Origin of the sequence: Kroppenstedtia guangzhouensis (genome assembly GCF_014637345.1) — a bacterium.
Lineage (GTDB): Bacteria > Bacillota > Bacilli > Thermoactinomycetales > DSM-45169 > Kroppenstedtia > Kroppenstedtia guangzhouensis.
Genome location: NZ_BMEX01000002.1, coordinates 250014 through 270159, shown reverse-complemented (window position 1 = coordinate 270159; position 20146 = coordinate 250014). Strand labels below are relative to the sequence as shown.

19 protein-coding genes and 2 pseudogenes are annotated in these 20146 nt (G+C 49.4%); 15 read left to right on the top strand and 6 right to left on the bottom strand.

The window, feature by feature from the left end; all coding sequences use genetic code 11:
* Positions 1 to 406: 406 nt before the first annotated feature.
* The 4 genes and pseudogenes from IEV46_RS03880 to IEV46_RS03865 all read left to right on the top strand — a co-directional run.
* Positions 407 to 3487, top strand: coding sequence for a cyclic peptide export ABC transporter (locus IEV46_RS03880; protein ID WP_188430089.1), 3081 nt, complete (start codon positions 407 to 409; stop codon positions 3485 to 3487).
* Complete coding sequence (locus tag IEV46_RS03875; RefSeq protein WP_188430087.1) at positions 3484 to 4533, top strand: HAD-IIIC family phosphatase; 1050 nt, start codon at positions 3484 to 3486, stop codon at positions 4531 to 4533. The genes IEV46_RS03880 and IEV46_RS03875 overlap by 4 nt, the downstream gene beginning before the upstream one ends.
* A gap of 19 nt (positions 4534 to 4552) precedes the next feature.
* The gene (locus tag IEV46_RS03870) at positions 4553 to 9034 is read left to right on the top strand and encodes a non-ribosomal peptide synthetase (RefSeq protein ID WP_188430085.1); all 4482 of its coding nucleotides are present in this window, start codon (positions 4553 to 4555) and stop codon (positions 9032 to 9034) included.
* Between the two features lie 434 nt (positions 9035 to 9468).
* Positions 9469 to 9801 (top strand): annotated as a pseudogene (locus IEV46_RS03865) (sigma-70 family RNA polymerase sigma factor); the annotation flags it as partial.
* 45 nt (positions 9802 to 9846) lie between these two features.
* Here the strand turns inward: IEV46_RS03865 and IEV46_RS03860 are convergent.
* Positions 9847 to 11391: a recombinase family protein gene (locus IEV46_RS03860; RefSeq protein ID WP_188430081.1), complete on the bottom strand. Its 1545-nt coding sequence runs from the start codon at positions 11389 to 11391 to the stop codon at positions 9847 to 9849.
* Between the two features lie 73 nt (positions 11392 to 11464).
* Between IEV46_RS03860 and IEV46_RS03855 the strand changes: the two genes are divergently transcribed.
* Positions 11465 to 11620 carry a hypothetical protein gene (locus tag IEV46_RS03855; protein ID WP_188430079.1) on the top strand — a complete coding sequence of 52 codons (156 nt, stop codon included), beginning with the start codon at positions 11465 to 11467 and terminating at the stop codon, positions 11618 to 11620.
* 266 nt (positions 11621 to 11886) lie between these two features.
* Here the strand turns inward: IEV46_RS03855 and IEV46_RS03850 are convergent, their stop codons facing one another.
* The 3 genes from IEV46_RS03850 to IEV46_RS03840 all read right to left on the bottom strand — a co-directional run bounded on the left by IEV46_RS03850 (position 11887) and on the right by IEV46_RS03840 (position 12632).
* Positions 11887 to 12282 carry a hypothetical protein gene (locus tag IEV46_RS03850; RefSeq protein WP_188430077.1) on the bottom strand — a complete coding sequence of 132 codons (396 nt, stop codon included), beginning with the start codon at positions 12280 to 12282 and terminating at the stop codon, positions 11887 to 11889.
* Positions 12279 to 12419, bottom strand: coding sequence for a hypothetical protein (locus tag IEV46_RS03845; protein ID WP_188430075.1), 141 nt, complete (start codon positions 12417 to 12419; stop codon positions 12279 to 12281). Before IEV46_RS03845 ends, IEV46_RS03850 begins: the two co-directional genes overlap by 4 nt.
* 87 nt (positions 12420 to 12506) lie before the next feature.
* The gene (locus IEV46_RS03840) at positions 12507 to 12632 is read right to left on the bottom strand and encodes a helix-turn-helix domain-containing protein (RefSeq protein WP_229735888.1); all 126 of its coding nucleotides are present in this window, start codon (positions 12630 to 12632) and stop codon (positions 12507 to 12509) included.
* Between the two features lie 490 nt (positions 12633 to 13122).
* On the opposite strand from IEV46_RS03840, the gene IEV46_RS03835 reads away from it, so the two are divergent.
* The 5 genes from IEV46_RS03835 to IEV46_RS03815 all read left to right on the top strand — a co-directional run bounded on the left by IEV46_RS03835 (position 13123) and on the right by IEV46_RS03815 (position 16368).
* Complete coding sequence (locus IEV46_RS03835) at positions 13123 to 13557, top strand: hypothetical protein (RefSeq protein WP_188430073.1); 435 nt, start codon at positions 13123 to 13125, stop codon at positions 13555 to 13557.
* Between the two features lie 125 nt (positions 13558 to 13682).
* Positions 13683 to 14051, top strand: a complete 369-nt coding sequence (locus IEV46_RS03830) for a hypothetical protein (RefSeq protein ID WP_188430071.1) — start codon at positions 13683 to 13685, stop codon at positions 14049 to 14051.
* 46 nt (positions 14052 to 14097) lie between these two features.
* Positions 14098 to 14331, top strand: a complete 234-nt coding sequence (locus tag IEV46_RS03825) for a sigma-70 family RNA polymerase sigma factor (RefSeq protein WP_229735886.1) — start codon at positions 14098 to 14100, stop codon at positions 14329 to 14331.
* Between the two features lie 435 nt (positions 14332 to 14766).
* On the top strand, positions 14767 to 15759 hold the full coding sequence (locus tag IEV46_RS03820) for an LLM class flavin-dependent oxidoreductase (RefSeq protein ID WP_188430340.1): 993 nt from the start codon (positions 14767 to 14769) through the stop codon (positions 15757 to 15759).
* A 114-nt stretch (positions 15760 to 15873) separates the two neighbouring features.
* The gene (locus IEV46_RS03815; RefSeq protein WP_188430070.1) at positions 15874 to 16368 is read left to right on the top strand and encodes a hypothetical protein; all 495 of its coding nucleotides are present in this window, start codon (positions 15874 to 15876) and stop codon (positions 16366 to 16368) included.
* Between the two features lie 214 nt (positions 16369 to 16582).
* Here the strand turns inward: IEV46_RS03815 and IEV46_RS03810 are convergent, their stop codons facing one another.
* A complete protein-coding gene (locus tag IEV46_RS03810; RefSeq protein ID WP_188430067.1) occupies positions 16583 to 16795 on the bottom strand; it encodes a hypothetical protein in 213 nt (70 codons plus the stop codon).
* Positions 16796 to 16820: 25 nt separating this feature from the next.
* Here IEV46_RS03810 and IEV46_RS17985 point away from each other — a divergent pair, with 25 nt between their 5' ends.
* From IEV46_RS17985 to IEV46_RS03795, 4 genes are all read left to right on the top strand, one after another.
* Positions 16821 to 16937 carry a BREX-1 system adenine-specific DNA-methyltransferase PglX gene (locus tag IEV46_RS17985; protein WP_229735884.1) on the top strand — a complete coding sequence of 39 codons (117 nt, stop codon included), beginning with the start codon at positions 16821 to 16823 and terminating at the stop codon, positions 16935 to 16937.
* Between the two features lie 82 nt (positions 16938 to 17019).
* Positions 17020 to 17196, top strand: a complete 177-nt coding sequence (locus IEV46_RS03805; RefSeq protein WP_188430065.1) for a hypothetical protein — start codon at positions 17020 to 17022, stop codon at positions 17194 to 17196.
* Entirely contained in the window at positions 17189 to 18061 is an 873-nt protein-coding gene (locus IEV46_RS03800; RefSeq protein ID WP_188430063.1) for a hypothetical protein, read from the top strand. The genes IEV46_RS03805 and IEV46_RS03800 overlap by 8 nt, the downstream gene beginning before the upstream one ends.
* Positions 18062 to 18824: 763 nt before the next feature.
* A complete protein-coding gene (locus IEV46_RS03795) occupies positions 18825 to 19076 on the top strand; it encodes a hypothetical protein (protein WP_188430061.1) in 252 nt (83 codons plus the stop codon).
* Positions 19077 to 19166: 90 nt separating this feature from the next.
* Here the strand turns inward: IEV46_RS03795 and IEV46_RS03790 are convergent.
* Positions 19167 to 19307: pseudogene (locus IEV46_RS03790) on the bottom strand (LysR family transcriptional regulator); the annotation flags it as partial.
* A gap of 302 nt (positions 19308 to 19609) precedes the next feature.
* Here IEV46_RS03790 and IEV46_RS03785 point away from each other — a divergent pair.
* The gene (locus IEV46_RS03785) at positions 19610 to 20023 is read left to right on the top strand and encodes a flavin reductase family protein (RefSeq protein WP_268235868.1); all 414 of its coding nucleotides are present in this window, start codon (positions 19610 to 19612) and stop codon (positions 20021 to 20023) included.
* The last annotated feature ends 123 nt before the right edge of the window (positions 20024 to 20146 follow it).

Below are 20146 nucleotides of genomic sequence, written 5' to 3'. Positions count from 1 at the left end.
GGGAAACTTTGCCAATCATTTGATGAACAAGAAGAATTTGAAGGGACTTGTCCAAACCGGGACTTATCGTTGTCCAAAAACTTTTTCACAACACTCATAAGCGAACGAACCGGGTTGGTTGACAGAAATGAAGTGAAAAGGATAAAACACGGGGAAACCGCACCACCTCGTGAACCGCGTGTTCACGAGGTGGATGCCATTTAAAAGGGACTAGTGTGTTGAACAGATCCAAGCAGGCGTGGATCCCCCACCCATTGGCCGCCCAATGAAAGAAGTTTACCAAACAGGTGCTTCCGGTTTATCACCTCCAACTGTCGCAGTGATGGATGAACGAAATCATTCGGAATCTTTACACGAGAAAAATTAATCCATCGCGGAAACAAATCGCAGATGAAGGAGCGAAAGAATGAGACTTGCTTCATGGGTCTGTGTGGCAATCGTTCTTATGTTGATGTTGTCCCCTATGCAGAAGGCGGCGGCACAGGAAGAGATTCATTTTGATCGATCGAAAGTGCAGGAGTTCATCCAAGAACAGATCGAGCAGGCCGACATTCCGGGTCTCTCTGTCGTGATTGTTCAAGGCAACAACACGATCTATAAACACCATTTCGGACACGCGGATGAGGCCGGGCATCCGGTTACGGACAAGACGCTTTTCGAACTCGGTTCCACTTCAAAGGCATTTACAGCCCTTGCTTTGTTGCGATTGGAGCAGGAGGGCAAGATCGAGCTGAGTGATCCGGTAACAAAATACATACCATGGTTTGAGATGGAGTACGAGGGGAAATCAGCCTCGATCACACTTTACCAATTGTTGCACCATACCAGCGGAATACCGGAAAAATCCATCGGATATCTGCCAGTCACCTCCGGTCGGGATGCGCTGGAAAAAACGGTGAAAGCTGTGATGCCTCTGGGCCTCAACCGGGAACCGGGCAGCAGATATGAATATGCGACGGTCAACTATGATTTGCTCGGGCTTGTGATTGAGAAAGTGAGCGGCCAGCCTTTCGAAACATATGTCCAAGAGCAAGTACTTGAGCAACTGGGGTTGTTCGATACGTATCCAGGACGGGCTTTTGCTCCGCAAGCGGATATGGCGACGGGCTACAAGCGTCACTTTCTGCAGCCTTCTCCCTATGATGCGCCGGATTTCAAAGGCAACACACCTGCCGGCTATTTTATCACCAACTCCAACGACATGGAAAAATGGTTGAAATTGCAACTGGGAGTTGAGCAGCCGAAGGAGTTTCCGGCGGATCTGATCCATCGTTCGCATCAACCGGATCGCAGGGTGGCTCCAAGTGCGACGGGCTCTTCCTACGCATCGGGTTGGGAAGTTTATCAAAGTGGCGGAGGTCAGCTCTCGCACGAGGGCAGTAACCCCAACTTTTCCTCTTACATCGGATTTCGCAATGAAGAACAGCTCGGCGTGGCTGTGATGGCCAATATCAACAGCGATTATACTTTCCACATTGGTGAGAGTCTCCTCAACATGATGCTTGACAAGGAGATCCAACCGATTCTCTTTGACACCTATAAAAAAGTGGACCAAATCGCCACTGTACTGGTGAGTGCCGTTTTGATCCTCGTCCTTTCCTTATGCGGATTCTTTTGTCATCTGCTCTGGCAGATCTTCCGCCGCAAGCGGGTGTTCCGGGTGCCGACCGGCAAGACATGGATGCAGATGTTTTTGACGATATCCATGTTCGGGCTGATGGTTTATGCACTGGTTCGCCTGCCGGATCTCCTGTTCGGCGGACTGCCTTGGTCTTTCCTGCAAGTTTGGGCTCCCGGGACCGTCTTGCTGGCGGCGTTTATGCTCGGTGGAGCCGGAGGGATCTACACCCTCTGGACCCTCGTGAACTTGCTGTTTCCAAAACCGCGGGACAAATCCTACCTGACACTGATTGTGCTCGGTCTGATATCCGGATTTGGCAACGCATTTTTGATTTTCGTCATCAATGAAACCTTTGTGCGAACAAACAACCTGGAAAACGGCCTTCTGTTCTATTTTGGGCTTGGCATCGTGATGTACGTTTTCTCGCAACGATTTATCCGGGTCCGCATCGTCACCTATGCCAATGAATTGGTTTATGAAAAACGGATGGACCTGACCGACAAATTGCTTCATACTCCATACCACAAGTTGGAATCGCTGGAACAAGGACGGATCGAGGCGACCCTGAACAACGACACCGAGGTGATTTCCCGCTCACTCAACTTGCTGGTCACTGCCGGGACAAGCTTGCTCACATTGTTGTTTTGCTTTTTGTATCTCGGCGTGATGAACCTGTACGCCTTTTTGATCTCATTGGTCATCATTCTGGTCACCGTCGGCCTTTATTGGGTGATAGGACGACAGGCGGACAAGGTGTGGAATGAAACCCGGGACATTCAGAACGTGTATTTCCGGTTGATCCAAGACTTACGGCATGGATTCAAAGAACTGCGTCTCCATCGGGGCAAGCGTCAGGAGTTCCGCGAGGTCATGAACGAGAGTTGTGACAACTATCGCGGGAAACGCACGGAAGGTGATCTGAAGTTTGCCAATGTCTTCGTCGTCGGCGAACTGCTGTTTGTCATCGTCATCGGTGTGGTTGCTTTCGTGTTCCCGGAGATCTTCAAAAATATCCCCAAAGAGACGATTCATAATTATGTGCTGGTCTTCTTGTATATGACCGGTCCGGTCAATGAACTTCTGAACGGCATTCCGCAACTGGTGCTCGTCCGGATTTCATGGAAACGCATTCAGGAGATGATCAGGAGTGTGGCAGACTTGGAAACCGACGAAGAGACGGCTGCCATGTCCCCAATCTTGGAAGAGCCGGTTCGACTGCAACTGAAGGGTGTGGGCTACGAGTATAAAAACAGTGCAGGGGACAGCACCGGGTTTGGCGTCGGGCCGATCGATTTTGAGTTTAACGCAGGTGAGATCGTGTTCATCACCGGCGGCAACGGCAGCGGAAAGTCCACATTGGCCAAACTGATCACCGGGTTATACAAACCGGATGTCGGAGAGATTTTGTTGAACGGTCGCAAAGTGACGCTGGAGGAATTAAACCAGTGTTATTCGGCGATCCTCAGTGACTTCCACCTCTTTGACCGACTTTACGGGATTGAGACAAAGGGCCACGAAGCGGAGATTGACCAATATCTCGACCTGCTTCGGCTCCGTGATAAAGTTGGGGTCGAGAATGGCTACTTCACCACCACCCAACTTTCAACCGGGCAAAAAAAGCGCCTGGCGCTGTTGGTTACCTTTTTGGAGAACCGTCCCATCTTTCTGTTTGATGAATGGGCGGCGGATCAGGACCCTGACTACCGCAGCTTTTTCTATCAAGAACTGTTGCCGCAAATGCGTGAGAAAGGCAAATGTATCATCGCCATCACCCACGATGATCACTATTTTCATCTCGCGGACAAACGGATCAAGATGGACATGGGACAAATTCAACTTATACAAACTGAGGAGGCAAGATCGTGAACAAAGAGATCAAATGTGTAGTATGGGACCTTGACAACACGATCTGGGACGGTGTGTTGCTGGAGTCTCCCGACGTCACCCTGAAACCGGGCCTTCCTGAAATTATCCGGGAATTGGATAGCCGGGGCATTCTGCAGTCCATCGCGAGCAAAAACAATCGGGAGGACGCGTTGGCCAAGCTACGGGAATTCAACCTGGAAGAATATTTCTTATATCCGGAAATTCATTGGAATGCCAAGTCAAGCTCTATCGAAAATATTTGTAAAAACCTGAATATCGGGATCGATACCCTTGCGTTCATTGACGATCAGCCTTTTGAACTGCAAGAGGTGAAGAGCGTGCACGAACAAGTACTCTGCTTGCATGCGGAGGAGTATCAGAGGTTGCTTGATATGCCTCGCTTCCAACCCAAAATGATCACGGAAGATTCCCGCCGTCGACGGCTGATGTATATGGAAGATATGCAACGCAAGCAGGATGAGGAGGGCTATGAAGGGCCGAAAGAGGAGTTTTTGGCTTCCCTGGGTATGAAATTTGTGATCACGGAAGCACGGGAAGAGGATCTGAAGCGTGCGGAGGAGTTGACGTTGCGCACCAATCAACTTAACTCCACCGGCATCACCTACGATTACGATGAACTGAACTGTTACCGCACCGACCCGAATCATCTTCTGCTCGTCTGCGAACTGACCGATAAATATGGTTCCTACGGAAAGATCGGACTCGCTCTGCTTCAAATGGAGAAGGAAGTGAACTGTCTGAAACTGTTACTCATGTCCTGCCGTGTCATGTCGCGCGGTGTCGGTACAGTGCTTCTGACGTATCTGATGCAAAGAACGAAGGAGGCCGGAAAACGTTTTCGGGCCGAGTTTCGCCAAACACAACGCAATCGCATGATGTTTGTTACCTACCGTTTGGCAGGATTGAAGGAGGTCGGCCAGAGAGGTGACATCTCAATTCTCGAACATCACCTGGAAAAGCTCAATTCGTATCCGCCCTATATAGAGGTACAGACACCGGATGAAGTCCATAAGCAGACCGAGTGATGAGAACAGGAGGGAGACCATGGGAGACACACGTGGATATTACTCTCTGTCCCATCCGCAAAAACGGATCTGGTATAACGAACAGATCCACCCGAACACCTCGCTTTACAACATTGGCGGAATGGTTCGTATCAAGGGAAAAATCGATTATGGGCTCCTTGAACAAGCGATTCAGTTATTCATTAAGAAAAACGAGGGGCTGCGCTTGCGGATCATTCAACAGCAAGGAGAGCCCTTGCAATATGTGCATCCTTTCGATCCAACACCTTTGCAGTTTCTGGATTTTTCCGAATCCCAAGATCCCGTGGATGAAGCGGATAAGTGGGCGGAGGCGGAATTTCAAAAGCCGACCCCCCTTGAAAAGAGACCGTTGTACAAGTTTGTATTGCTGAAAATCAAGGAGGATGAGAGTGCCTACTTTGTGAAACTGCATCACATAGTGGCAGACGGCTGGACCATTCTGCTCATGACCGATCAGATCAGCGGATTTTATCAAAGGCTTAAAGCCAAAGAGCCGATAAATGATGCGGTGGAATACTCGTATATTAATTATCTGGAATCCGAGCGAAAATATTTGAACTCTCCGCGCTTTGAGAAAAACAAAGCATTTTGGAACGAAAAGTATCAGGTGCTTCCCGATTCCTTTTTGCCATCATCCGAATCCCTTAAAGGAAAACGCAAGCGGTTTTTTTTGGAAAAAGAGACATTGATCGCAGTTCAGTCCTTTCTCAAACAGTGGAAAATCTCTCTGAACACACTTTTTACGACCTTGATGGCTGTGTACATGCACAAAGTCCATCATCAATCGGATATCACCATCGGATTGCCGGTGTTAAACCGATCCGGCATTGCGGAAAAAAAGATGGTGGGCATGTTTACGAGTACGATGCCGCTACGGTTGAACATAGAGGAAAATGAAAGTATCTCTGCTTTGTTCAAGCGAGTCAACAGTGAGATCAAAAAGTGTCTCCTTCACCAGCGCTACCCATACAACCTGTTGGTCAAAGATCTGGAATTGACCACCAAGGGATATGACGGTCTGTTCCAATACTGTGTAAACTATTACAACACAAAACTGAACAATGATCTGGGCGGAGTGCCGACTGAAAATGTAGAATTTTACAGTGGGTATCAAGCATATTCGCTGCAATTGGTCATCAAGGAGTGGAGACAAGAGCGTTTGGAGCTGATGTATGACTACAAAACGGCTGATTTTTCCGATGAACAGATCGACAGGATGCACGAGATATTGATGACATTGTTGGAGCAAGTACGGACTGATCCGGAGCAGCCGATTCAGTCCCTGAATTTGCTGACAGCAGCGGAACGGAAGTTTGTACTGGAGGAACAAAACCGAACCGAAGCGGAGTATCCGAAAGGGCGCACGATTCAAGAATTGTTTGCCGAGCAGGTGGCACGAACCCCTGAACGTGAGGCTCTCCGATGTGGTGACCGCTCCATGACTTATCGCGAATTGGAGGCACGCTCGAATCAATTGGCCCGTTTGCTGCAAGCCAAGGGAGTGGCTCCCGGGCAGGTGGTGGGAATCCTGGCAACGCATTCCCCCGAAGTGATTGTCGCCATATGGGGCGTGCTCAAGGCGGGCGGAGCTTATTTGCCAATCGACCCCGCTTATCCCTCCGACCGCATCCGCTATATTTTAAAAGACAGCGGTACGTCGCTTCTGTTGACAGATCTTCCGGATCCGGCGGAATTGGATTTCGCGGGTGAGACGGTTGATCTGCGGGATGAGCACAATTACGAAGGCGATGCATCCAATCCGGCCATTGTCAATACGCCAAATGATCCAGTGTACCTGATCTACACATCCGGATCCACGGGTCAGCCAAAAGGTGTCGTGATCCAGCAACAGGGGCTGGTCAATTACACCTGTTGGGCCCAAAAAACCTATATCAGCGGAGATGACGATGTCTTTGCTCTGTACTCCTCAATCTCCTTCGATCTGACGGTGACCTCGATCTTCACACCCTTGATCAGCGGATTGAAGTTGGTAATCTATCCTGAAAGCGATGACGAGTTCATCCTCTGCAAAATTTTGCAGGATCAACAAGTTACGGTGCTCAAAGTGACTCCTTCGCATCTTGGGCTGCTGAAGAATTGTGACATCCGTCACTCCAGGGTTCGCTGCTTGATCGTCGGCGGGGAAAATTTGAAGACTCAGTTGGCGCAAGAAGTGTACGACTGTTTTGGCGGGCGGGCAAAGATCATGAATGAATACGGACCGACGGAGACGGTGGTGGGCTGTATGATTCACCGGTACAATCCGGTTGCCGACTGCCACGCTTCTGTGCCGATCGGTCGGCCCGTCGACAACGTTCAAATCTATTTGCTGGATGCGTACCTGCAGCCGGTCCCTGTAGGGGTTCCCGGTGAAATCTTCATTTCGGGGGACGGAGTAGCCAAGGGATATTTGAATCGTCCGGCATTGACGGCGGAACGTTTCCTGGAGAACCCCTTCATTCCCGGGAAGCGGATGTACCGCAGCGGAGATTTGGCGGTCATGTCATCGGACGGGACGATCGAATACTTGGGCCGTATCGACTCCCAAGTGAAGATCAAGGGGTATCGTATTGAACCGGGCGAGATCGAAAGTGCGTTGTTGCAGCATGACTTAGTTCAGGATGCAGTGGTTGTCGATTGGCAGACTGAGGAAGGATCGAAGCACTTGGTTGCCTATGTGGTTGCGAAGGGGGATTTTCGGGAGTTCGAGTTGCGCACCTACTTGGCCAAGGGATTGCCAAGCTATATGATCCCTGCCTTTTTTGTGAGTCTATCGCAACTTCCCCTCACTCCAAACGGAAAAGTGGACCGCCGTGCATTGCCGGATCCCCGGGCGCACAGCCCGGCGGATACCGAATGGCCGAAAGTGGATGATGAGGCGGAGCAGACAGTGCGGCAGATTCTGCAGGAAGTCTTGCAGACGGATCACGTTGAACCGGAGGACAACTTTTACCGTCTGGGCGGAGATTCGATCAAAGCGATCCAGGTTGTTTCCCGCCTGCAAGCGTTCGGATGGAAACTGCGAGTCAAAGACGTGCTGAATCACCCTGTGGTTCGCGAGCTGGCGGCTGTGGTGGAGAAGCAGGATCAAGTGGCTGTGGAGCAAACTCCGGTGGAGGGGGTGGTTCAACCCACTCCGATCATGCGTTGGTTTTTCAACCAGCGGTTTAAGAATCCTCATCATTGGAATCAGTCAGTTCTTCTCTCTGCACGTCAACCTCTCAAAGAGGAACATGTCAACCGGATGCTGACCGCCCTGGTGCAACATCACGATCTGTTACGTCTGCAATACGACGTGAAAAGGAACCTCTTATATCACAACAAAGACCTGTTCGTCAATGGTATACAAGCAGAAGTGCATGATCTTTCCCAGGAACCGGCTCAGACGGTTTTAAGCAAGGTTCGAAAGCTCGGAGAGGCGCTCAAGGCGAGCTTGAACTTGGCGGAAGGCCCGTTGTTCAAGGCGGCGCTGTTTCAACTTGCCGACGGGAAACAGTGGCTGTTGCTGACAGCTCACCATCTGGTGGTGGATGCGGTCTCGTGGCGGATTCTGATTGAGGATGCCAACCGTTGCCTCGAACAACTGCACCAGGGACAGACGCCGTCGTTGCCTTTGAAGTCCCATTCCTTCCAGGCATGGGCGGAAGCGTTGAATCAGTCCGGTGCAAAACAGGTGCAGGATGAAATGGCCTATTGGCGTTCAATGGAGGAAGTGGCAAACAATCTTTCTCTCGACGGGGAGGTAGACCATGATCTGAGCAGTTGTGAAACGCTTTCCTTTACTTTGAATCAGGAAGAGACGGCACAATTGCTCACCGAAGCCAATACCCCCTACAACACGCAGACTGTCGAACTGCTCCTAGCTGCTTTGACAGCAAGTTTGGGCGACTGGTCCGGGCGGGACCGAATCCGGTTGGAGTTGGAAGGGCATGGCCGCGAAGGGCTGTTTGAGGATCTGGATATTTCACGTACAGTCGGATGGTTTACGACGATGTACCCGCTTGTGTTGCCCGTGATGCCTGATATTTCCTCCCAGATCAAGGCCGTCAAGGATGACTTTCGCAGGGTGCCAAATAAGGGGATCGGCTACGGTCTGCTCCAAGAATTGATAAACCCTGTCGGGAACACACGCCGAAAGCCGATTCGTTTCAATTATTTAGGTGAACTGGGGAATGATCCGGAGGGGGGATGGCTGGCGATCGAATATGCAGAAACCGGCAGAGAGCAGTCCACTGTCAACCATGCAACAACATTGCTGGATATCGTTGTGATGGTGAAAGCGAAACAGTTGGAAATCGCAGTAACCTTCAGCACTCATCAGTTTGACCGGAACTCCATCGAAAGGCTGTTTGCCGATTATTTGGAGCGGTTGCGGATCTTTATTCGCCACTGCTGTCAAATGGAGGAGCGGGAGTTTACCGCTTCGGACTTCGAAACCGTCAACCTCAGCAACAGTGAGCTTGATTTCTTATTGGATTAGAAGCGTTGTGATTTACTGTGCTTGAAAGTGAATCGTGACAACGATGCTCCCGCAACAAACATTGTGTGGAAAATCACAGAAGGGCTGGGAAGGTAGGGATTTGATTTGCCTTTGTGCTCTTTGCCGGAGGTTGGAGCCGCCCCACCTTGTTGAACAAGATCAAAGTTGCCTGAAGGGATACTGCAATCCGAGTTTTCGTAAGATACAGGGAGAGCCGGCTATACCCGGTCCCCCAGCAATGGATTTATCCAGATCCGATCTGAATCGAACTCCTCCCTCTTCACAGCTTGACAGAGATCGGGGACTTCCGTTCAGGGAGAACCTCTTCTTCCCCTTGATATGATTTCCTCCCGTACAGGCACTTGCTTTCCACTCTGTTCATATGCTGATATCACCCTGTTTTTCGTGATCGCAAGAGCGGAGGTGACGGCGGCGTGCCCGGTTTGTTCACGACCCTTGCTTTATTGTTCCGTGAAGTGACCCTCTTAGTGGCGTACATCAAGAACAATGCTTTTCCCCAGCCTCTGAACGAAAAAGAGGAGGAAAAGTATCTCAAACAGATGGCCGGGGGTGACAAGGAAGCCCGCAATGTCCTGATCGAACATAACCTTCGCTTAGTGGCCCACATCGTGAAAAAGTTTGAAAACACCAGTGAAGACAACGAAGATCTGATCTCCATCGGCACGATCGGCTTAATCAAAGCCATCGAGTCCTACCAACCCAACAAAGGAACCAAGCTAGCCACCTATGCCGCCCGCTGCATTGAANAATGAATTAACCTCAACTCTTTATCTGTTCAAAAACAGAGAGATTCACAATTTGGGGTAAATAACCATGGTGAATTGATCGCCTTTTTGATATCGTTCTTTCCGATAAGTGGCCTTCTCCAGGATATTTTTCAGGAGAAGGTTTTTTTGTTCCGGGTTTTCTAACTTGGGATAGATCTCAAGGACATGCTTCACCCTGGGAATGACATTGACCCGGGCCCGCTGTCTCTCTTCTTCTTTCTCCAAGTCAACAATCGTTTCCTCCAAGGATTTTCGGCATTCTTCCATCCGTTTGGTCAGGTTTTTGGAGCGTTCAACGTATGTTTCTCCATCATAGATCCCGCGTTCCAACAGGTCGTGCAAACGGCTTTTTTGTGACTTCAGGTTCTCCAGTTTTTGCTTTAAATTCTGGATGGCGATTTTTTTGACTTCGATTATTTGTCCGGAGTCATCCGGCGGCTGTTGGTTTTGATCCCATTTTAATTGATAATCATGCAGCCATTCCCGGAGGATCCTCAACAATCGTTCTTCGACATAGGAAAACCGGGTGCTGCGATTATTACATAACGAATTGTAGCACATGAGATGTGGCCGCTGTTTAGTGTAGGGACGGTAGATCATCGATGAACCACAAAGATCACATTTGATCAAACCGGCGAGGGGATTGGTGATCCCGTTGACCAATTGATAGGGGACATGATACCGGCGCTTGCGAATATCCTGGGCTTTCTGATAGATCTCCATAGTGACAAGTGGTTTGTGCTTTCCCTCTACATCAATCCATTCGTCTTGAGGCCGGGTTTTGGCTTCCCGCAGTTTCGTTGGGTCTGACGGCTTCTTGTACTCTTTTTTCTTCCACTGAATCCGACCGGCGTAGACCGCATTTTTGATAATGTTCAGGATGGCGGAGCCTTTCCATTTCCCTCCATTATAAGTGGGATATCCCATTCGGTTCAGTTCATTGGCGATCTTGTTTGAGCCCATTCGCTCCTTCGAGTCGTCGTTGGCATACCATTCAAAGATCATTTTGACGACGGGAGCTTGGTCGGGATCAGGAATCAAGTAACGGCCCTGTCCATCCTCTTTGATCTGGTAACCGTAAGGAGGCCGGGTCCCGATATAGTTTCCTTCCTCGACGGATCGAATCCGTCCACCCTGTAACCGTCGGGTGATCACTTTTAACTCCTTGCGGGCCATAAATGCTTCAAACTCACTGTATTCCTCATCCCATTCATCCTGCAGGTCGTAAGTTTTCCGGGGTGTGATGATCTTTGTTCCGCTTTTCTGGAAGGTTTCTAAAATTATCCCTTGTTCCCGCATGTTCCCCCGACCCAATCGGTCCATATCCATGACGAGGACCGCATCATATAAACCGGATTCCACTTCCTTTAGCAGCTCCATCATTTCCGGTCGGTGAATGAGGCTTTCACCGGAGGCGATCTCCTGATGGATACGAACAATATTGAGGTTTTGTTGTTTGGCTACAGACAGCAGGGTCTTTTTGTGCTTGGCAAGGGTCTCACCTTCACCCCTGGCCTCGGCTTCCATATCGGCACGGCTCTTTCGCAGGTAAATGGCGACTCTTTCCATGGCTATCTCTCCTGACAAATTAGATATGTTGTCCCCGTGTCCCACCTACATAGGTTAGGGCGAGGTGGGATCCATGCAAAGAGAAACCAAATATACGGCGACATATCAGATTGGAGAGACCACGGTCCATATCGTGGCCCCTGACATTACCGAGGAGGAACGGGAGAAAAGACTGGAAGAGATTAAACGTATAATCCGGAGGATTTGGATGGAGCTTCATCAAGAATAATCCTATGCAATGTGAGTTGATTTTTTAGCTTCCTCATTTTCTATAGAATGAGTCAGGGTAGGAGTATTGACTTTCACTCCGCACTCATCGCATAACGTGGAATGATCCCAGTTGAACCGGGACCCCTAATCGATTCGCTAGATCAGAAGGCATATGATGCCTCCTTCCCTGAGCTCCCCCTGACATGGATAGCCGATAAAACCTGCTCCATACATTGGAAGCAGGTTTTATCGGCTATCCATGTCATTCGAACGTTAGTGTCCGCTTCACAAAACCTTTTTCAAAAGCTTAACGTCCATCTGAAGATCATCAACTTGTTTTTGCAAAGAGTTCACCGGTGATTGCAATTCAGCGGTGTGGGCAGTTTGATCCCGGATCACTTTCACATCTTTGTTGAGGGTTTTAAATCCTTCCGTCACTTCACTTTCAAGGGATGAGAGGCGTTTGTCCATCCCGTCAAGACGTTGGTCCATGTCGTCAAGGCGTTTGTCCATCCCGTCGAGGCGTTGGTCCATGTCGTCAAGGCGTTTGTCCATCCCGTCGAGGCGTTGATCTACTCTGTCCAAGCGTTTATCCATTCCGTCCAGACGTTTATCGATCTGATCAAAACGCCTGTCCATATCGCTCAATTTCTCGAGGATGACATCCAATTTATCACTCATATGATATCTCTCCTCCTCAGTTTTCGGGGGTCACTCATTGTCTCCTTCCTCTTTCCTCTTTTTTCTTCTTTCCCTTCTCCTGTTCCTCCCGGTAGCCTCTTGGCAACCTTAATTCCCTTGAGGATGTATCGGTTCATCCCCTCCGGGAGTGGGGAAGTGGGATCGCCTGGACGTCTGCTGTGATTCTTTCTTCCCGGGCAAGTCTCTCGAGCTGTCGTCACGACTTAGAATAGCGGGTCGTCATTACGGCCGGTAAGGTAGTCCAAGGTGACGCCGAAGAAGTCAGCGATTTTTTGGAGGGTGTCAATGTCAGGTTCGCGGTTTCCTGTCTCGTATTTTGATATAGACAAATGCTTTACGTAATAGATTTTCCTTTTTCCTCAGCCCTTTTACCTCTACCAACATTTATTTTTAAACCACTCGTTCATTTATTTGTGCACATATGGTCCAATATCATTCTAGCATGTTGTGTCCAAGTGATTATACCGAATTGGACAAATCGGACAAAAAGGGGTTGAAAAACTTGCAGACACTCACACCATAGATTACTCTCTCCAGTTCAAAATCTGCTGTGTATGGTGAATCCTTCTCGTCTCCATCATCTCTCATGCAAACACCAACCTTTTGATCTCCGATGGGGATATCAGGCACAAGCCACGCGGTTGGCTGGTTCAAAGAGGCGATCCAGGCGGGGGATCGCAAGCGATAGGCTCAGCAAAATCCAGGTGGGGGAGTGATCCCTGTCCGACTTTTTGTTTTATTTTTCCTTAAAAGAAGGATATCAACCTATTTTGGTAGAAAAATATAAGGAGATTGATGCACTTAGAAAGGGTGATTTCTTTGAAATTTCCATTGAAAAAAGTAGTATTGACATGTGTTGTATTATTGGCAACAGTAACCTTGCATGGCAAGGAGGTTGGGGCAACCGAGGCAAATCATGAAGCGACATACCGGTTCCTTTATGGTGAAGGATCCTCGAAAGAGTTGAAGGCGTTTTGTGAAGAAGGAGTGAGAAAGTATCGAAGCGGCTATTACGAATACACGCCTGAACCTTCTCATACGTGTACAGGAACTGAGGATAACCCTCCAACCTTTGTTCTCGGTAATCAAAATATTGTGGAGCGTGAAATTGTATGGAATGATGACTATATGTATTCCGATTATCGAATTTATCAACTACCTGATATTGATAAAAAAGTGAAAGTATATTACGAACTCTACCACAGAGTATACAGAGAAACGTTTAACTTTGTCGACTTTTCACCATTTCAGTAGTTGGGTTATATAGAAAAATCCGGGTGAGAGGGAATCCCTGCCGGCTTTTTCAGTGCAAACACCACTTTTTAAATCCAACCCATCCGGCAATGATCAATGGAGCCAATGGAATAGTGAGTAGAAGCATGCCTGTGGAAAACATGGCTAAGAGGGATATGATCCCTGAAATGAGTGCCCAGATTACCAAGATAAAAATAGATCTTTTCCGAACTCCCCATACTGCAGCGAGAATACTGATAAAAAGAGAGATCCACAAAAGTGGGGTTACAATGTCGAATAAATCCATATGGAAGTTTCTCCTTTTGGGATTTTCCCTTTGTATTGTTGGAAGTAAAAAAGAATACTCCGCCATTTTTCGATACAAGTTACAAAAAAGACGGTCAGGGAGATTCGGCCATGGATTGGCAGGTGGCCTGTTTGCATTTCTTGTTTCAATCCACCCTGATAGACTCGCCATTTTCGAAACACCTTCACAGATAAAGAGTAAATGTTAATGAAATCACCCTGATCGATGTATTGGGGACGGATCGGGATGAAATTGTGGAGACGGTCCAGCTGAAGATCGAAAAGAGTAAAATCTACAGTTATCTGCACATTCTGGACGAACGGGAACAGGATGTGATCCGAAACCGGTTCGGCCTGTCCGGAGGCAAGGAGAAGACCCAGCGGGAAATTGCAAAAGAACTGGGCATCTCCCGCTCCTATGTCTCCCGCATAGAAAAAAGAGCTTTGATCAAGTTGTTCCACGAGTTTTATCGGGTCGGTTCCCAGTGAGGAATGGATCTGCGTATTCAAAAAAGACGGATGGTTCCTTGGGAAATCGTCGGGTTCCAAAACAAAGGATGGTAGTCGGGGGTGTACTACCACTGGACAGAGCCCAAGTGTTTGAGGGAAGAGAATCCATGTAAATAAAGTTTTGAAGTCACCGGCCGGGATTCCCGGCTTCTCTTATGCTGGAGGATATTCTGGAAGTTTTGTGTTTTAGTGGTTTTAAGACGGTCAGGATTGGGTTTTCCGCTCGATGTTCTGACGAGTCAAAGCGGAAACCCTAACCCTCCGATTGGCTTTCTCACAACGCTTCCAGGTTTGGAGAAAAGGTGGTTTCATATCTCACCTTTTATTTCAGAGTCCATTGATTCATAATAAGACTTGTGGGACCATTTCATTATCAGCAGAAAGAAGTTGAAACGATTGACCCAAGAGCGAAAGATGATCAGGGAGCTCCCCTATTCAGTACTCGACCTTTCTCCGATCATCCAGGGAGGCACACCGGCTCAATCTTTACAGAATACCCTGGAGCTGGCCCGCTATGCGGAAGCTTGGGGATATACCCGTTACTGGCTGGCTGAACACCACAACATGCCGGGGGTCGCCAGTGCAGCGACGTCTGTCGTGATCGGGCGGGTGGCGGCGGAAACGAAAAAAATCCGGGTCGGTTCCGGTGGAATCATGTTGCCCAATCATGCCCCCTTGATCATTGCCGAACAGTTTGGAACCTTGGAATCACTGTTTCCCGGTCGGATCGATCTCGGCCTCGGCCGGGCGCCGGGAACGGATCAACTGACGGCACGGGCTTTACGCCGGGACGGCAAAAGCAGTGGTCAATTTTTCCCCGAGCTGTTGGCGGAACTGCGAGGTTACTTTGCTGGAGAAAACCGTGTGCGGGCCATTCCCGGCGAGGGGTTGAACATCCCCATCTGGCTGTTGGGTTCCAGCGATTTCAGCGCCCGACTTGCCGCTGAATTGGGATTGCCTTTCGCCTTTGCCAGTCACTTTTCACCTGAATATACTGTGCCGGCTCTCAACCTCTACCGTGAATACTTCCGTCCGTCGGAGGTGTTGGATCAGCCCTACACGATGATCGGGGTCAACGTCATCGCAGCGGATGAGGAAGAGGAGGCCCGCCGGTTGAGTACTTCGATGCAACAGCAGTTTATCAGTCTCGTCCGGAATCGGCCGGCTCCATTGCAACCGCCGGTAGACGATATGGATGAACTCTGGAACGAGTACGAGAAAGCGGCTGTCATGAGACAGCTGTCCACCTCTGTGATCGGAGATCCCGAGACGGTCAAAGAAGGATTGCAGCGACTGTTAGATGAAACTCAGGCGGATGAATTTATGATCCATGCCTCGATTTTCGACCACCAAGCCCGCCTGCGCTCCTTCGAGCTGGTATCTGAAATCTTTCAGGGAAACCGTTGATCCTAACTGGAGCGTGTCTGGTAATTCAAGTATCTAAAGAGAAAGTCGGTTACACCCGGTCTGCCCCAAATCAAGACATGCTCCGGTAGCGTTGTGAAAATATCGGAGGGAGGGTTGGGTTTTACATGGAGTGAATTTGGCTCGTCAGAACAACTTTCAAATAATAGGCCAGAGGTAATTCCGGATCTTGTAAAATCAAGTATTGACGTCTCCAAAACCGACTGGGATTCCTTCGAAACCTCTTGGGGCTTCCAAAAGCACCCCTTCCTCACCTACCGGGGAGAGGCGCAAAATCTGGCCCAATCCTATGCCAACTGGGCAGAGCATGCGGAAGATCAGCTCAACCAGCTGAAGGCCTATGAGGAGGAGCTGATCTTTATCGACCTCTACGACCTGCAGGAGGAGCTGACCCCGGAGGTTCCGGAGGAGGAAGTGACCGTTCGCCGGGCGGAGCGGGAGCGGGATGCCAAGTCCTTCCTCTCTTACTGTCTCGGCTTGATCATGGGCCGCTACTCCCTCGATGCGGAGGGGCTGGCCTATGCCGGGGCGAGTGGGAGGCTTCCAAATATCAGACTCTCCAATCGGACAAGGACGGGATCGTCCCTCTGACCGAGGCGGCCTATTTTGAGGATGATATCATCACCTGGCTCAACCGGATCCTGACCACCCTGTACGGGAAGGGGGAGCTGGCGGGGAACCTGCAGTGGCTGGCGGAGTCCCTGGGCAAGATCCGCTCCGGGGAGAGCGCCGAGGAGCGGATCCGCCGCTACTTCCTCGATGAGTTTTATAAGGATCACTGCCGCATCTATCAGAAGCGGCCCATCTACTGGCTGGCCGACTTCGGCCCCAAAAAGGGATGCGCGCCCTCATCTATCTCCACCGCTACAACCCCCACACCATGGGCACCTTCCGCTTCCGCTATGTGCAGGAGCTGCAGGTGAAGTTGCGTCAGGAGGAGAAATACACCGACCAGTGTCTGGCCGACCCCTCCCTCCCAGTAGGGGGAGAAACGGGCACTGGAGAAAAAGCTGATCACCCTCCGGGACCGCCAGGAAGAGCTGATGAAGTACGACCAACAACTGGCCGAAGTGGCCAACCGCCAAGTGGAGCTGGATCTCGACGATGGCGTTGTCCAAAACTATAAAAAGCTGCAGAAGGTCCTAGCCAAGATTAAATAACATCAACCGATGAGCAGCCGCCGCTGCTCATCCTTTTTTGTTATACTTTCAGTCGAGGAAGTTTCGATCGGATCAAGGTTCAGTGACGGGGAAAGCGGGTGGAAGTGTGGAGCTGGTCAACAAACTGCTGAAGTTGTTTGAACGGGAAAAACAACGCTCCCCCCTGAAGCGGGGGATCGTGTTCTGGTATGACGAAGATGCCGAGGGGCGGGACCTGGGGGAGATCCGGGACACTCTGGAGGGACAGGGAATTGAGTGAAGACAACGCTTTTCAAATCAAATACCTTCTGGAGGTGGAGCAACGGAGGATATCCTTTCTCCTTTACGCTCCCTTTGCCAGACCGGAACCGGAGCGGAACATGTTGTTGGACATCCTTTTGTATTCCGCGGAATTTAAAACCGATGAAACCGCCCTGCTGGCGGAGGAGTTGGGATTGGACCTCAACCGGGCCCGTTCGTTTCTGCAGTGGTACAAGCTGTTTTTCCGGGAAAAACGGCGGAAGGAAAAGTTCCGACGGCTGTTTCCCCTGCAGGAGAAGGAAGGGGATTGGAAGGCGGCAGTCTTTGTAGTGTTGGCCCAGGCCAACAGTGCCCAGCCGACGGATGTGTTTCGCGCTATTATCGGGGAAGGGCTGAAGGAAGAGAGCAATCAGGCCTTAATCCGCATCGGGAAATTTGCTCCTCTCGAAGATTTTTATTTATGGATCTACACCCACTTCGGGTTGAGTGAGACCAAGTCTCCCTCCCTGAAGGAGGTTTTCGCCACCATGGTCTGGTGTCACGTTGTCACCTGCGCACTGGAGACGGAAACGATCCTGTCCCGGTATGAAGACGCGGCTGTCCAACACTTGTTATGTGTTTCTGGAAGATTGGTTGCGGGAAGAGCGGGGCCGCAAGGTGCTCAAACCCCTGGTGCAACAGGGCTGAGCGGGCTTATTACAATGCGATCAAACTTGCAAATCAGCACTCTTTCAACAATGATAAAAACATTGAAGCCGCCAGCCTTTGTGAGTTGGGCATTTGTGCATACATGCAAAATGACCTGGAGGGCGCGATACAGTTCACTAACAGCGCATGGGGAGCATTTAAGGATAACGGGGATCGGCAGTATGTTCGATTTGTGATATACCGCAACAAGGCGATTTTGCACAAAAGCATACACTACAGCGAAGAGAATACAAGCTTCTGTTTAAACTTGCCGAATGCTGGCATTCGTTAGACGAGAAGGAATTTCAGAAATGTATGCTGAATATGTATCAAGTGAAAAGGCTACTAAAGGACAAGGATGGTGATTTTTTTGACGAGATGGATTAGGTGTTCTCTGGCCTTGGTAATTATGTTCAGCTTTTTCGCTTTTACTGAGACCCCCAATGTTTTATCCCAATCATCAGAAGAAGCTCTGACCAATGTTCCCGGTCATACTTAAAAGCACAAGCACCCTTATTTTCGCAAAAAATGGAAAAAGAACGTCTATATTTCCAAAGCATTGGGAAAGGTCGTCGGATTTTTTGTCATATACATCAGTCCGGCTCCGGGATTGTGGAGGCGGAAGTGACCCAAATGAAGTCGTCCATCAAGGGGCGGCTTTTTTTGGGTTCTCCCTTTTTATAAGCATATAAGGTGGGATATCCTCCTCCCGACCCATATTATGGATTCCTTCTGCTGTTTTGAGTAAGATAGGCCTTGTGTGGAGGATGGTACTATGAGTCAAACACGTTTGCCTTGGTGGTCATGGGTGTGGATGGTTATTCTTTTCGGGGTGTGGGTGAGCCTGTGGGCCTTCCGGGAAGGCCTGTGAATGGCTGCGGCTGTCTGTGCTGGTGGGCTTGGTTACGATCAGTAAACACGTTCTTTAGGGAAGCGGCTACTGCATCTGGAGCTACGGTCATGGCGATTGGAATTTTTATCAACAGTGCGATTCACAGTTTTCCTACCGTCGATCAAGGCTTCGGCAAAGATCTGACTCTGTTTTTGTTGCTGGTGTGGGTCTTCATCACGGCATCCTTTCTCCGATCGTATAGTCAAGGAGTTTTTATTCACGCCATTTGGAGCATCCGATTCAAAGTTTCGCCCTCGGGACTGGAGCGTAATCATCTGGGTTTGGGTCCTGCTCTGGTTCGTGATCGTGGAAACAATTGAACTGATCCGGGCGGGGATGGGATGGAAACGATACGGCTTCACCCTTGGAATCGGGACTTACGTTGTGACACAGTGGTCCAGGAATTTTACCTTTTCAAGTATTTTTGGAGATTGACTGAGTGGTGGTTGAGCCATATGAAGCTTTTTAGCTGCGCGAGTAACCTGTCCTTCCTGGGCAATGGTCACAAAGTAGCGCAATTGCTTTAAGTCCAATGCTCTTCCCTCGTTCATAGACACTCTATATCATTTGGGCATGGAAAAATGACATAATAGATATTTTTCAGACATTATAACACATGGTAGACTTCGAATTAGCAACGAAAAAGACGTAAATTTGTAATTAAAGGGGCGCTTGATTTCGGAAATGACTGAATATCGGGAGGAAAGATGCGACCCTTGCCCAAAGAAAACCCGATTTTGTCACTTGATCAGAGGGTACAAAATCCGGGGTAAGGGAGTGCCCCATCAGCGAACTTTGTCTGGGAAATCCTAAAGGGGGAGGGTGGTGGGACTTTGGTTCTCCTTTACGCTTTTTGCAAGAGATCGGAGACGACACCTTTCACGGTATGACTGCGAATGCTTTTATGTCTGTCTCCTTGAATCCAAAATTGATCACAGTTTCAGTTGACAAAAAGGCGCAAATGTATGGTGAATTGGGCGAATCCGGAAAATTTGCTGTCAGTATCTTGGCGGAAGAACAACAGAACATTTCCATGCATTTTGCCGGTCAAAAAAAAGAAGGCAGAGGGATCGACTTTGACTTCATTCAGGATGTATCTGTCATTCAACATGCATTAACGACCATGGTCTGCAACATGCACAGCTCCCATCATGTCGGCGATCATACCTTATACGTGGGGGAAGTGGTCGATATCGGTTTGAATGAGGGTAACCCGTTAACATTTTTTAAGGGGAAATATGGAACCCTGGCGAAGCAGACAAATTAAAAGCATACTCCCCGTAAATATGAAGGAGGGGTGGGATTGCATGAGTAAAGCGGAAATCAAGCTTCACGGGATGCCGTCAGTCAAGGAAGTGGAGGTGAACCCGATGGACGGGCACAAGCTATG

Excerpts from the sequence above, each read along its gene's own strand:
- IEV46_RS03850 (WP_188430077.1), bottom strand. The coding sequence starts at position 12,282 with ATGAGTGATAAATTGGATGTCATCCTCGAGAAATTGAGCGATATGGAC.
- IEV46_RS03860 (WP_188430081.1), bottom strand. The coding sequence starts at position 11,391 with ATGGAAAGAGTCGCCATTTACCTGCGAAAGAGCCGTGCCGATATGGAA.
- IEV46_RS03855 (WP_188430079.1), top strand. The coding sequence starts at position 11,465 with ATGCAAAGAGAAACCAAATATACGGCGACATATCAGATTGGAGAGACC.
- IEV46_RS17985 (WP_229735884.1), top strand. The coding sequence starts at position 16,821 with ATGAAGTACGACCAACAACTGGCCGAAGTGGCCAACCGCCAAGTGGAG.
- IEV46_RS03870 (WP_188430085.1), top strand. The coding sequence starts at position 4,553 with ATGGGAGACACACGTGGATATTACTCTCTGTCCCATCCGCAAAAACGG.
- IEV46_RS03830 (WP_188430071.1), top strand. The coding sequence starts at position 13,683 with ATGCCTGTGGAAAACATGGCTAAGAGGGATATGATCCCTGAAATGAGT.
- IEV46_RS03845 (WP_188430075.1), bottom strand. The coding sequence starts at position 12,419 with ATGAACCGATACATCCTCAAGGGAATTAAGGTTGCCAAGAGGCTACCG.
- IEV46_RS03795 (WP_188430061.1), top strand. The coding sequence starts at position 18,825 with ATGGCGATTGGAATTTTTATCAACAGTGCGATTCACAGTTTTCCTACC.
- IEV46_RS03820 (WP_188430340.1), top strand. The coding sequence starts at position 14,767 with ATGATCAGGGAGCTCCCCTATTCAGTACTCGACCTTTCTCCGATCATC.
- IEV46_RS03880 (WP_188430089.1), top strand. The coding sequence starts at position 407 with ATGAGACTTGCTTCATGGGTCTGTGTGGCAATCGTTCTTATGTTGATG.